At 40.1% G+C, this 13,840-nt stretch carries 11 protein-coding genes and 1 tRNA gene; 8 read left to right on the top strand and 4 right to left on the bottom strand.

The window, feature by feature from the left end:
• The first annotated feature begins 27 nt into the window (after positions 1–27).
• A complete protein-coding gene (locus ACIQCO_RS01485) occupies positions 28–822 on the top strand; it encodes an electron transfer flavoprotein subunit beta/FixA family protein (RefSeq protein ID WP_400425002.1) in 795 nt (264 codons plus the stop codon).
• 12 nt (positions 823–834) lie between these two features.
• On the top strand, positions 835–1,815 hold the full coding sequence (locus tag ACIQCO_RS01480) for an electron transfer flavoprotein subunit alpha/FixB family protein (RefSeq protein ID WP_400424999.1): 981 nt from the start codon (positions 835–837) through the stop codon (positions 1,813–1,815).
• A 142-nt stretch (positions 1,816–1,957) separates the two neighbouring features.
• Here ACIQCO_RS01480 and hpaB read toward each other — a convergent pair whose 3' ends face one another.
• A complete protein-coding gene (gene hpaB, locus ACIQCO_RS01475) occupies positions 1,958–3,406 on the bottom strand; it encodes a 4-hydroxyphenylacetate 3-monooxygenase, oxygenase component (RefSeq protein ID WP_400424996.1) in 1,449 nt (482 codons plus the stop codon).
• Positions 3,407–3,711: 305 nt separating this feature from the next.
• Between hpaB and ACIQCO_RS01470 the strand changes: the two genes are divergently transcribed.
• The 3 genes from ACIQCO_RS01470 (at position 3,712) to ACIQCO_RS01460 (ending at position 5,878) form a co-directional block, all read left to right on the top strand.
• Complete coding sequence (locus ACIQCO_RS01470) at positions 3,712–4,569, top strand: SCO family protein (protein ID WP_400424993.1); 858 nt, start codon at positions 3,712–3,714, stop codon at positions 4,567–4,569.
• Positions 4,570–4,778: 209 nt separating this feature from the next.
• Complete coding sequence (locus ACIQCO_RS01465) at positions 4,779–5,372, top strand: YdeI/OmpD-associated family protein (protein ID WP_400424991.1); 594 nt, start codon at positions 4,779–4,781, stop codon at positions 5,370–5,372.
• Positions 5,373–5,497: 125 nt separating this feature from the next.
• Positions 5,498–5,878 carry a VOC family protein gene (locus ACIQCO_RS01460; RefSeq protein WP_400424988.1) on the top strand — a complete coding sequence of 127 codons (381 nt, stop codon included), beginning with the start codon at positions 5,498–5,500 and terminating at the stop codon, positions 5,876–5,878.
• A 72-nt stretch (positions 5,879–5,950) separates the two neighbouring features.
• Here the strand turns inward: ACIQCO_RS01460 and ACIQCO_RS01455 are convergent, their stop codons facing one another.
• Complete coding sequence (locus ACIQCO_RS01455; protein ID WP_400424985.1) at positions 5,951–6,937, bottom strand: NADPH:quinone reductase; 987 nt, start codon at positions 6,935–6,937, stop codon at positions 5,951–5,953.
• A 358-nt stretch (positions 6,938–7,295) separates the two neighbouring features.
• Between ACIQCO_RS01455 and ACIQCO_RS01450 the strand changes: the two genes are divergently transcribed.
• Positions 7,296–8,654: an amino acid permease gene (locus ACIQCO_RS01450; protein WP_400424982.1), complete on the top strand. Its 1,359-nt coding sequence runs from the start codon at positions 7,296–7,298 to the stop codon at positions 8,652–8,654.
• 241 nt (positions 8,655–8,895) lie between these two features.
• On the top strand, positions 8,896–9,531 hold the full coding sequence (locus tag ACIQCO_RS01445) for a LysE family transporter (RefSeq protein ID WP_400424979.1): 636 nt from the start codon (positions 8,896–8,898) through the stop codon (positions 9,529–9,531).
• Positions 9,532–10,026: 495 nt separating this feature from the next.
• Here ACIQCO_RS01445 and ACIQCO_RS01440 read toward each other — a convergent pair.
• Positions 10,027–10,100, bottom strand: a tRNA-Arg gene (locus tag ACIQCO_RS01440).
• 205 nt (positions 10,101–10,305) lie between these two features.
• Positions 10,306–11,046: a YwaF family protein gene (locus ACIQCO_RS01435; protein ID WP_400424976.1), complete on the bottom strand. Its 741-nt coding sequence runs from the start codon at positions 11,044–11,046 to the stop codon at positions 10,306–10,308.
• A gap of 200 nt (positions 11,047–11,246) precedes the next feature.
• Between ACIQCO_RS01435 and mutS the strand changes: the two genes are divergently transcribed.
• A complete protein-coding gene (gene mutS, locus ACIQCO_RS01430) occupies positions 11,247–13,835 on the top strand; it encodes a DNA mismatch repair protein MutS (protein WP_400425900.1) in 2,589 nt (862 codons plus the stop codon).
• Positions 13,836–13,840: the final 5 nt, after the last annotated feature.

Below are 13,840 nucleotides of genomic sequence, written 5' to 3'. Positions count from 1 at the left end.
TAAACTTGGGAACGAGGTGACCCAGAAATGCATATCGTTGTATGTCTAAAACATGTTCTTGACCCGGAAATCACACCACGAAATTTTGAGATAAATCCCGTAACAAATCGACCTGATGCCAGCGATTCCGACATGGAGCTGGATTCCTTCGCAGAAAATGCGCTTGAACTCGCCATTCAACTGCGGGATAAAACACCGGGTGCTACGGTAACAGCTCTTTGTCTGGGAAATGAGGACTCAGAGGAAATACTGCGCCGGGCTCTTGCGTTTACAGCCAATGCTGCTGTTCGAGTTTGGGAAGAAGAATGGGAGGATCTCGATGGTCAGGCAGTTGGTCATATCCTGGCTCGAACTATCGAGAAACTTGGCGGAGCTGAGCTAGTTTTGACCGGATATCAAGCGAGTGATATCGAGGAGGGCTTAGTTGGTCCTATAATGGCAGAAGAGCTTGAGATCCCTTGTGTAACTCTTGTCTCCGAGCTTGAATTAGATGGGGATCGTGTAAAGGCTTCGTGTGAGGCGGAAGGCGGGTATACCGTGGTAAGCGTTCCTTCCCCGGCTGTCTTTACTATTATCAGCGCTGAGGCAAATGTCCCGCGACTACCGAAGGTCAAGGATATTAGACTTGCTAGAAGTAAACCGATTACAGTTTTAGAAAGTGAAGATCTTGATTTAGATAGTGAACGAAGTCAACCAGGAGCCAGACTGGTTAAAGCTTACGTGTTGAATACAGAAGTGAACTGTGAGCTATTGCCTGGCAATGATGGTGATGAACTTGCAGGCAGGCTGGCTGACAAACTCGTTGCACTGAAGATTTTATAGGGGGGTGCCGACATGGCCAATATTCTTGTTTTTGCACATCGACAGGGAGATTCCTTAACACCGGGCGGCAGAGAGGCGCTTGTCTTTGGCTCCCGCGTAGCTAGTTCCATAGGTGGAGAGGTCCGTGCTGTCTTATTAGGTACTACTTCTGAACAAAGTGCCAAAGAGGCCATTGCTTGTGGGGCGAGTATTGCATACAATGTGCAAAATCCGCTGCTCGCTGAATACGATGTAGAATTATACGTAAATTGTCTTTACAATGTATTCCAACAAACGAATGCCGATATGATGGTTGTTTCGTTTGATAGGATGGGGAAGGATTTGGTTGGCCGGCTGGCCGCCCGTCTAAATGTATCGGCCATTACGGAGGTAGTCGATTTCAAAACCGATGACGACAAATTGATTTGGATTCGCCCGATTTATGGTGAGAAAGCCTTTGGTGAATACGAAACAACCCGGCCTAAAGCGGTAGTGGGCATTCGCCAAAAGAGTCAGGATATAACTGAATTTACTGAGAATCACATCGGGGAAATCATTCCTTTTGAATATACTGCATCAGAAGAGGAAATTGTGACCAAACTTGTTGTGAAAATCCAGGCTTCCTTGTCAGATATCCGGCTTGAGGATGCCCGGATTATCGTTTCTGGCGGAAGAGGCCTTGGCGGTCCTGAGGGATTTAGTGAACTGCATACCCTTGCCATCTTGCTTGGAGGTACTGTGGGTGCATCCCGTGCTGCATGTGACGCCGGATGGGTTCCCTCTAACCTGCAGGTAGGGCAAACTGGAGCTATTGTCGCTCCAGACCTCTATATTGCCGTTGGTATTTCCGGGGCAAGTCAGCATCTGGCAGGCATCACATGTGCAAAAACCGTTGTGGCAATTAACACTGATGCAGAGGCACCAATTTTTAAGCGTGCTAACATTGGCGTGATTGCTGATTACAAGTCAGTGATCCCAGCCCTAACGGAAAAACTGAAAAAAGTGCTTGTTTAAAAATACTATCCAAAGTATATTGTCAAAATGCAAAATGAAGAAACCCTAGAGATAATGGGTTTCTTTATTTATTGCAGATTTGTCAAAATTACTATATGTTAAAAGTAATTACAAAGGAAAGGGCCCCGATTATCACCCTTTCTTATCGATTCCCCTTATGATTCAAGAAATCCACTATCCGCTTTACATACTGATCTTTTGTGTAACTTTTGTATAATTGGCTTGATAGCCGGATTGGATCCCCAAAGAAGTATCTTTCATATTGGGTTTGTCTTGTGCCAAATGAACTCATCGTTAAATCCCATGCTAAGCGAAATAGTTTTACACGGTCCACTGCGGAGGCATTCGCTCCCTGAAGATACTGGTCCAAATCCGTTCTTAAATCCGAATCAAAGTCATTTTCAGTCGGCAACGATACCATCCCGCTTGCCCCGATAATTTGAATAATTTCACTGAATCTCGGATAAATTTTAGGAAAAATATTACTAGCTGCCTGAAGCGGGATTATACAAGGCCGCATGTTGCCAAACTCATCCAATTTTGCGTCTGCTTCGGCTTTAGCTAATAGTGCCTTCATCGTTTCAAGACCTATGATGATTTCTGAAATCTTTTCCTGAACATGCTGATATTCACTAATATTAATCGTCTCGACAAGAAGCTCAGCAATACCTAAAAGAAACTCTGTTTTTACAATTTGTCTGGTTATTACTTGGTGGAAAGCGAAGGAATAAAAGGGACTTTGGAGTATGAACTGGTTGGCAGCTTCAATATTGTTGTGAAAAAACACTCGATCCCAAGGAACTAACACATTGTCAAAGACAAGAATGGTATCCATTTCTTCGTACCGTGAACTTAACGGATAATTAAAAGAAGATTCCCCGCCGACAAAAGATTCCCGGCAAATAAATTTTAAGCCTTCGGTATCAGTTGGGATTGAAAAAGCGTATGCTTCCGCTTCACTAAAAACTCCCCCTGCTGAGTACACTAGCACTTCATCGGTTAAACCGCCTTGTGTAGCCAGCAAACGCGCACCCTTAATAATGATTCCTTTTTCATTTTGACCAATCACTTTGGCGGCAATCGGATTCATCGAAGATTCAAAATGGTATTGTGAACGGTTCACCTGGGGCGTGATAAAGGTATGGGTAAATGAAAGGTCCATTTTTTTAGCTCTTTCATATAGGGACTGAATATTCTCAGGGAAGCAATTTTCTTTCCCTTCTAAAAGGGCTGTGGAGGAGGCAAAGGCCATAACCACAGTGTTCATATAATCGGGGCTTCTCCCCATCATCCCGTTCGTATGTTTTGCCCAAAGTTCGATCATCGTCCTTCTTTTCTTTAAATCTCTTTTTGTTTTTGGCTGCAGATAGGACATTCCGATTGATTCTCCTGTATCGGGCGTTTGATAAGTCAACTTGGACTTTAAGTTTGGTTCATTCTGCAAATCATATAGCGATGCTTTGCTCCGAATGAGTCCTTTGAAAGCGGGATGAACAGATAGTTTTTCTTCAATCTTTTCTCCGTCTAACCAAATATCAGAATTGAGCCGATTGATCCGGTCAATGAACTCTTTACCTGTAATAATACCCATATGACCACTCCTTAATTACATGGGTCATTGCTTAGAATAATAATTAGCTAGTTTTATTTTATTGGATAAGGTTCCAATCTGTTCTTTATTTTGGCGTCTATAAATAAATAGGGCTCAAGTGAAGGCTGAAGAAAGCGGTAAATTTTTTCAACATTTTTCGAAGATAGCCAGTTAATAAGTGAAGTACTTCATAGTTTAAAAAATGCTGAGAGACTATACTAAACAAGCAGATGAAAATTAACCGAAAAATGATCAATCATTTTTCTGAAAGGTCGAGCGAATTGAGTAGAATGGCAATTTTCATAATGAGCATTTTTCTTATAGTTATGGCTGGGTGCAGTAATACAAATACCTATAGCGTGAAGCTTTCGACACCCAAAACATTTACCCCAGGAAAAACGATGGCGATCCAGTTTAAGGTGGTCGACAAACAAGGAAAACCCGTAAATGGTGCCAATGTAACTGCGGATTTGAATATGAAAAATATGGACCACGGAACACTCCCCATTCATGCTGAAGAAATTGGGGATGGCAAGTATATCGGTTCAGTCAATTTGCCGATGCAGGGTGACTGGGTGGCAACTATCAGCGTAGTGCATAATGGGGAAAAAATGGAGGTTGAAAAACAGTTTACAATCGAGGTAAAGACGGCAGAGAACGCTCATAAGGTCACAAGTCAGCTGGCCTTACCTGACTTTAAGCTACTAGACGAAAACGGGAATACAGTGACGAAACAAAATCTCTTAGGGAAAAAAGTTGTCATGACGTTCACCTATTTAAACTGCATAGATCCAAATGCCTGCCCAATTTTATTGGGAAATTTCAGCAGCCTGCAGCAGGATATTAAAACGAATGCGATAAATCCACATCAACTTTTACTTGTGTCAGTTTCGCTAGATCCCGAGAATGATACACCCGAAGCAATGAAGCTCCATGCAGAAAAAATGAACTTCGATAGGTCCTACCTTAAAATGCTGACAGGGAATATGGGTGAAATACAAAAATTAACGAATACACTAGGTGTTCATTTTGAAAAAAAGGATACAGAGGTCTTGCATGATAACAAAACGTTTATTTTTAATGAGAATGGAAAGTTAACTCATGAATTCACTGGGAGTTTTATTGACAGGGGAGAAATGTTGCAGGTGGTAACGTCAGAATGATGAAAGATCCCCATTGAAAAATAATGATAGCGGCTTCGTTTTAAAAAACTAATGAAATAAGTTAAAATGGAATTATGACAAAGAGTAGATGAATCCCAAGGTTGATGAATATTCAAGTAAAGCCAAAAAGTGACAGAAAGAATTTTAGAAATCGTGAATGATCATCCTTGACTGTCAGGAATCGAAAAATTGAAGAGGGGTGTTCCCTGATGACAAAGAGTGGATTGAATCCTAAGGTTGACGAATTTTTAAGTAAAGCTAAAAAGTGGAAGGAAGAATATGAGAAGCTGAGAAATGTCGTTCTTGACTGTGAGCTGACCGAAGAATTTAAGTGGATGCATCCTTGTTACACGTTTGAGAAAAAAAACATCATTTTAATCCATGGATTTAAAGAATATTGTGCACTTCTGTTTAACAAAGGTGCCTTATTAAAGGATACCCATGGGATTCTAATCCAACAAACGGAGAATGTACAGGCAGCGCGCCAGATTCGGTTTACCAATCTTCAAGAAATAATTGAAATGGAAACCATTTTGAAAGCCTATATTTATGAAGCCATTGAAGTTGAAAAAGCCGGCTTGGAAGTGAATTTTAAGAAGACGACAGAATACATAATTCCTGAAGAATTACAAAATAAATTCGATGAACTCCCTGCCTTGAAAACTGCCTTTGAAGCATTAACGCCGGGACGGCAAAGAGCATACATTCTTTATTTTTCTGCACCCAAACAATCCAAAACTCGGGAGTCAAGGGTTGAAAAATATAGGCAGCAAATTCTCAATGGAAAGGGATTAAATGATTAATAAGATGAGAAAAAATTAATCAAACCTTAAGATGTTACCTCACTAAAAACGAACTAGCAAGAATCATTAAACAAATCGAATTATAAAGAATCAAAAAATTTGAGTTCTCATGGAGTGAAAAAGAGATGAGAATTGAACATGTAGCTATTTGGGTCAATGATTTGGAAGTCATGAAAGAGTTTTATGAAACGTATTTTTATGGTAAGTCAAACAATAAGTATCATAATACAGAGAAGAAATTCGAATCATATTTTCTCACTTTTGATTCTGGAACACGATTAGAGATTATGCGTAAATCAGGGATTGATGAGAAAAAACAGAGTGATATGATAGGCTGGGCTCATATTGCCATTTCTTTAGGAAGCAGGGAGTCCGTTAATCAAATGACAGCCCGATTAAAAAATGATGGTTATCGCCATATTAACGGTCCTCGTGTCACTGGAGATGGTTATTATGAGAGTGTTATTGAGGACCCAGAAGGAAATCTTATTGAATTGACTGTATAATATAATGGCGGCTTTTTAAAAAATAAAAAACAAAAAAATCCCTAGACATAAGGGATTCAACGATTTTTTTCTTTAGTCTTTTCCGATTTCCAATACCATTTTACCTTTTGTTCTGCTGCTTAAAATCTGGATATGTGCATTGGCTGCTTCTTCAAGCGGCAGGATTGTTCCTACGAATGGCTGAAGACCTCCATTATTCAGTGCTGCTTCAACTGCAATCAAACTTTCATTAAATTCATCTATTGGTGCATTCCAAACGGCCATTCCAAGGACATCGGCTTCTTTGGCCATTATCAAGCGGGGATTGAAGTCCAATGCTCCGCGGTTGCCTACTACGACCACCCGGCCGAACTTGTTGACCAGCTTTAAATCCTCTTCTAGATTGACATTGGCAAGCATTTCAATGACAACATCAACGCCAGCACCGTTTGTAAGGGAGGGGATTTCTTCCAAATACCCCGTCTGATTGTGGTTAAGGACGGCGTCAGCACCAGATTTTCTTACTACATCCATGCCTTCTTCTGTGCCGGCAGTTCCGATTACTTGTGCACCTGCATATTTAGCAAGTTGTACAGCTAAAGTACCTACACCGCCGGAAGCCCCATGGACTAATACCGTTTCTCCCGGTTTTAAATGTGCCCGGTGAAAAAGTGCGCGATAGGCAGCCGTGACAGGAATGCCAAGTGCTGCTCCCTGCTCAAAGCTTACTGTTTCAGGCAATTTATGTACAGCTTCCACATCACAAACTACTTTTTCCGCATATGTTCCCGTTTTTCTTTTTGACATTGTGGAGGCGACAAATACCCGATCGCCGGTCTTGAGCCTAGTGACACCCGGGCCAACCTCATCCACCACACCTGCACCATCAAATCCAGGGGTATAAGGCATGTCAGGATTGAAAAAGGCATAACCTCCCGCACGTATATAAGCTTCTGCTGGATTGACGCCGGCATAATAAAGCCTTACCCGTACTTCGTTTTCTGCCGGTACCGGTTCTTTAACTTCTACTAGTTTTAACACTTCAGGTTCCCCAAAGGACGACATTTGAATAGCTTTCATTCGGCTTCCCCCTGTTTAAAGTAAAATCACATCTACTTCATGATAGACTATCTTCTTGGTCAAAAAAACCTTTTTGGGAAAAATTAAGACCAATTCTTATATTGTTTGTAACTTACTTGACGTTTTGTAAGTTTTAAAAAAGGCTGATTCAGACTAGAATTTACCTTTTTCCACACTGCCATTCTTTTTTTATCTACTACCAAGTAAACGTATTGGTTTACAAGAATCGCAGCCTAATGTTTGGTTTATTTTTCAAGGCATTATCCCGTTTCTATTAGACAATACTAATTCGAGTGAAACTGCTTAAAGTGAAATTTATAGTGTATTCATAGGATATTTGTGTATAAGGAGGCATCACATGGATTTTTTCATCCCTAGTGGTAAGAGTAAAGGCGGTGAAGAAGGAAATTTAAGTTGGTGGCAATTGTCTTTAATCGGAGTGGGCTGCACGATTGGAACTGGATTTTTTCTTGGCTCCACAATTGGGATTAAAGTAACTGGCCCGTCTATTGTCTTTTCATTTATTTTAGCAGCCTTAGGGACTTACGTTGTTTACAATCTATTAGCCAAAATGACAGCAGAGGACCCGCAAGATGGATCGTTTTGCTACTACGCAAACAAAGCCTACGGACGATGGGCAGGTTTTAGCTGCGGATGGAATTACTGGTGCTCAAACATCCTGATTATGGGCAGCCAACTAACCGCACTCTCGATTCTTTCAAGATTTTGGTTTCCCAATGTCCCACTATGGCTCTTTGCGACGGGGTATGCGATTCTTTCCATTGTGGTTGTTTTAACAGGCAATAAGGGGTTTGATAAAGTAGAAAATGTATTAGCGATTATTAAAACAGCTGCTATTGTTATGTTTATTATTATCGCAGCTGCAGCCGTTTTTGGCTGGCTGCATGGGAATGTGAAACATCCTGGTTTTCCGCATTCAGCAAAAGAACTATTTCCTGAAGGGTACAAAGGTTTTTGGTCCTCCTTAATTTATGCCTTTTATGCCTATGGAGGGATTGAAGTCATTGGACTAATGGCCATGAGACTTAAAAAGAAGGAAGATGCACCCAAAGCGGGAATTATCATGTTGATTGTATTGGTGATTATTTATGTTATATCAATTGGTCTTGCAGTCTTTATGGCTGCACACGGGGCATTTACTGAAAAAGAGAGTCCTTTTGTTACGGCATTAGATAAATATCATTTTGCCTTTTTCCCCCATGTATTTAATGCAGCGATTATATTGGCAGGATTTTCAACCATGACCGCTTCATTATTTGGGGTAACCACACTTTTAGTAACACTCGCTGAAGGTGGTGATGCACCATCGTGGTTTTCTAAAAAGCTAAAAAACTTTAAAGAACTGCCACTTCCCTCATTAGCCCTGGCAACGATTGGATTAATTGCATCAATTGTCACAGCATTGCTGTTGCCTGGGAAAATCTATGAATACATCACAACAGCTGCAGGGATTTTAATTCTTTTCAACTGGTCCTTTATCATTATTTCTGCCTTTCATATTTTGGACATAAAGTTTGGTGGAAAGATGTTGGCAATTTTAGGTTTAGTTCTTATTCTTGCTGCAGTAAGTGGAACCCTCATGGAGAAGAGCATACGAATGGGCTTCTTTGTTAGTTTATTAGTAGCAGCGATCATTGGTGTAATTGCCTTTATCATGGAAAAAATGGTTTGGAAGAAGAAAAGCCAAAAAGGATAGGATTACGGTAAGGAAATTTTTATTTTTCGTTAGTGTTGGATAATCTATTGATATGCTCTAAGAAAGGGCGCACGGATAAAAGAGGAAGGGGGTTGTCTATTTTTAGATAGCCCCTTTTCATGTTTTTTTAACGAGCAAATTCCCAAATAACTGTGGAGTATTACAAATTATATGGACATGAATCACCGTTTCATTCATAAAATGTACAAGTTGACCCTAATGTGATGCGAGGTGATTTTTTTTGAGTATAAGTATTTTGGCTGGTTATATAATCCTCGGATTTACTTTAGCTGCCCCTATTGGCCCGGTCAATTCCGCTCGCTTGGATAAAGGAATCAAGAATGGGTTCTGGCATGCTTGGATTGTGGGGGTAGGTTCGATGATTGCTGATGGGATTTTTATGTTTATGGTTTATTTAGGAATGGTTCAATTCTTAGGGATTCCTATTGTACAAATCTTCCTGTGGCTGTTTGGAGGATTTATTCTTATTTATTCTGGATTTGAAAGTATTAAAAATGCAAATACACTCACCTTAACATACAGCAGAAAAAAAGATTCCTTATTTAAATGCTTTCTTACTGGATTTATTATGTCGATTACCAGTCCATTATCCATTCTTTTTTGGTTGGGGATCTATGGATCCGTATTGGCAAAAACTGCTCAAACAAATGGAACGGAATCACTTTTGATTTATAGCAGCATGATCTTCCTTGGTCTAATTTTTTGGGACATCTTTGTTGCAGCCCTTACTACTGGTTTTAGGAGGCTTTTAAATGTAAAAACCCTAATTGCGATTTCTATTATTTCCGGTACTTCACTAATTATATTTGGAGTTTATTTTGGTTATCAGGGGATTCAAGCACTAAGAATAAATTAGATAAAGCATTAAGTTAATTCGCTTTTGACAGAAATTTTGCAATAAATATATCAAAAATAAAAGTATATTCTAAATGCTTCTTCCAAGGCCTCTCTAACAGGTACGAACAATATAAACAATAGGATTATTAGAATTGCTGTAAAAAAATAATTCTTCACAATAATTCCCCCTTAAGAAGAATCTATCTTAGGGATAGGATAACTCAAACTTGTTAACTCCACGTTGTTGATAAGTAAATGTTTTGTAAATTGGTAAATACACAATTCGAGGGAAAAAATGAATTAGAAGAAGAATGATGATGATGATGATGAAAGTATATCGTGTTGCTTATTATGTAGCTGATTTACAACACGTATCTTTGGTGCCTAAGGAAGAAAAAAATGATTGGTAATTTTGGGATAATACCTGCCCCAATCCGACCCCCATTACCAAAAATTATTGCTTTTTTAAAAGTTAAAATAAAAAGAAACCCTTGATATAACAGGGTTTCTTTTACGTCCCAAAGAGGATTCGAACCTCCGACCTACAGTTTAGGAAACTGTTGCTCTATCCTGCTGAGCTATTGGGACAAGTAAAGACTTATTTATTTTGTTTTAGACACACAATAAGATAAACCCGTCCTGATCTCAGAAAGATTATTCAAGAAGTGGTTCGATCAGTACGCTGTAGCAAATTCGTTGAAGCATATTCGAACGTGCTGAGCTATTGGGACTCATTATAGGAACGTTTATTATTATAATGATATAATCGAAAAAGGTCAATAACAAGTTGATGTTATTGCAGCGGAAGGTTCTTGGCCACTTCCGTTTTTTTCGCAGTCTTTTCACGGAAAATCAACCAAACAATCAAGCTTAGCGTTATTAATAAACCTTCCATGGATAAGATATACCAAGGGTAAGGGCCCAGAACATCTAATAGACTGGCACTGTCGGGTTTGTGACTTAAGAACATATAATTGCCGTCAACCATCTTATTAATGACCATAATAATCGGCATCAAAACATTTAAAAAGACAAATAATTTTACTACCGACCAGATTGTCGGCCGGTACCCCTTTGCCCAAGTAAAATAGAGCGGCACCCAAATGATCATTAAATGAGTATAAAAGAAGTGGAAGAATCGAAAATGTGGAAAGTCATAATTTAATAGTGGTGTGATTAATGCCTGAGATGCGCCAAGTATTGCTGTAAATAATAAGATTTCGTAAATTAATTTTATCCTAGTCAGCAACAAGAGAACCGTTAAAATCAGGCTGATACTGCATAACTCTAATGGGATGGCGTCGCTGACATGCCAGCTGCGATTTACGATCAGCCATAAGTGATAAGCAGTCTCCATTATTATTAAAGAAATAGCGACACCGATTTCAGTGCCTCTCCAATTCTTAGCACTTAGCCAATCTCTAAATAAAAATATTGCTAAAGAGCATAGAATTAAGATGGTTAGGATAACAAGGTGACTTGCTGAAAACATCTGAAAATCATAATTTTTGTAACTCCCGCTAAACCACTCCATAATTTCACCACCCTTACAATTATTTTAACATGTTATGGTGAGAGGAAGTTGGAATTTTTAGAAAGGTTCTTTTCTAAAAGTTTGTTGGTATTTTTGATTCGCTAATAAAACCCTTCAATCGACGAGTGCCTGACACCAACATTTTATGATATAATAGTTTGTCGAAGATACTCGAAATGAATTTAACCGTGGAGGTCATTATGGCTGCTTATACGCCGATGATACAGCAATATTTAACCGTGAAGGCAGATTATCAAGATGCCTTTTTATTTTTTCGCTTGGGCGATTTTTATGAAATGTTTTTTGATGATGCGATAAAGGCATCACAGGAATTAGAGATAACCTTAACAAGCCGCGGTGGCGGTACCGATGAACGGATTCCGATGTGTGGAGTTCCTTACCATGCAGCAGCTAACTATATTGAACAGCTTATTTCCAAGGGCTATAAAGTAGCGGTTTGTGAGCAAACGGAAGACCCGAAACAGACAAAAGGAATGGTCAAACGGGAGGTTGTTCAGTTAATCACACCGGGAACCGTGATGGATGGAAAAGGATTAACTGACAAAGAGAACAACTATATCGCCTCGATTACAGCCTTTGATGACCAAACTTATGGATTTGCTTATAACGATATTTCAACAGGTGAGAGCCGAGTAACCTTACTTTCCAGCAATTTTGATGAGGTATTGAATGAACTGTCGGTTTTAAGTGCCAAAGAGGTAGTTGTTGCAAGCAATTTTGACGGAGAACTGCAAAAGAAGATGCGGGAACGTGATGTGCTCGCGATTTCGTTTGAAGATAATAGTTCACTAGAGATGAATTATGCCCATCTGCTTGAGGATTTAAATCAAGATAAATTGAAACAAACAACAGCAAGGCTGTTTAACTATTTATACCGGTCGCAAAAGAGAAGCCTTGACCATCTCCAGCCTGTTACTACCTATCAAATTCATCACTATATGAAAATTGATTACTATTCAAAGCGTAATCTTGAATTAACCGAGACGATTCGTTCCAAAGGGAAAAAGGGTTCGTTATTATGGCTTCTTGATGAAACGATGACCGCAATGGGCGGAAGGATGTTAAAAACTTGGATTGACCGGCCATTGATTAATCAGGATGAGATTGAACATCGTCAAGCGATTGTCGAAGTTCTGATGAATCATTACTTTGAACGCCAGGAGCTTCGTGAAAAATTAAAAGAGGTATACGATTTAGAGCGTTTAGCAGGGCGTGTTGCCTTTGGAAACGTGAATGCCCGTGATTTAGTCCAGCTTAAGCGCTCGTTAATGCAGGTGCCATTTTTAAAGGAAATCCTACAGACGATGCAAAATGAAGAAGTTAGAAAAATTGCTGAGCACCTTGACCCGTGTGAAGAGATCACTAATTTATTGGAGCAGGCAATCGTAGAAAATCCGCCGCTCTCGTTAAAAGAAGGCAATATGATTCGCGACGGGTACAATGCCCAGCTCGATCAATATCGTGATGCCAGCCGGAACGGGAAAACGTGGATAGCAAGCCTTGAGCGGGAAGAGCGGGAGAAAACCGGGATTAAATCGTTGAAGGTTGGCTATAACCGCGTATTCGGCTACTATATTGAAATCACTCGCGCAAACCTGCATCTATTAGAAGAAGGACAGTATGAACGGAAGCAAACTCTATCGAATGCCGAACGTTTTATTACCCCGGATCTAAAAGAAAAAGAAGCGTTGATTTTACAAGCGGAGGAAAAATGCGGCGAGCTTGAATATGAGTTATTTACCGAAATCCGCGAGATTGTTAAGGAGCAAATCCCGCGTCTGCAGGCGCTGGCAAAAATGGTCAGCGAGCTTGATGTCCTGCAATGCTTTGCCCAGGTTAGTGAAGAACGACACTATGTGAAGCCGCAATTTTCTACAGAGCGCCGTGTAGCTGTTAAGGATGGCCGCCATCCAGTAGTCGAAAAGGTATTAAACGCTCAGGAATATGTACCAAATGATTGTCATATGGACAGCGACCGGGAAGTCCTGTTGATTACGGGTCCGAATATGTCTGGTAAAAGTACGTACATGCGCCAAATTGCTTTAACAGCTATTTTAGCGCAAATCGGCTGTTACGTTCCGGCGGCTGAAGCCGTGCTGCCGATTTTTGATCAGGTGTTTACACGTATTGGTGCGGCAGACGATTTGATCTCTGGACAAAGTACCTTTATGGTTGAAATGCTCGAAGCGAAAAATGCGATTACAAATGCGACGCAAAACAGTTTGATTTTGTTTGACGAAATCGGCCGCGGCACCTCAACATACGACGGGATGGCCTTAGCGCAGGCAATCATTGAATATATTCATAAGCGGATTGGAGCGAAAACTTTATTTTCAACCCATTATCATGAGCTGACCGTTTTAGATGAAGAGCTTTCGAAGCTAAAAAACATTCACGTCAGCGCGATTGAACATAACGGCAAGGTTGTCTTTCTTCATAAAATAAAAGAAGGGCCGGCCGATAAGAGCTACGGAATACATGTCGCCCAGCTGGCCGAACTGCCGGCGGAATTAATCAGTCGTGCAAATGAAATTTTAACGACGCTTGAGCATTCAGACGTTCAAGCTGCTGTTCCTGTGAAAGCGGAGGTAATCGAAGAAAAGCCAGCCCAGTTATCATTTTTTGATGAACCGAAGGAAACGAAGAAACACGAACTGACTTCTAAGGAAAAACGAGTTTTAGAGAAAATTAAAGAAATAGAGTTATTAGAGGTAACACCGCTTCAGGCGATTAATATGTTGTACGAGCTCCAGAAAAAGTTAAAGTAGGAGGC

Origin of the sequence: Neobacillus sp. NPDC093127, from assembly GCF_044754175.1 — a bacterium.
Lineage (GTDB): Bacteria > Bacillota > Bacilli > Bacillales > Cytobacillaceae > Neobacillus.
The sequence above is the reverse complement of the archived record's forward strand: the minus strand, read 5'-3'. Positions and strand labels throughout refer to the sequence as shown.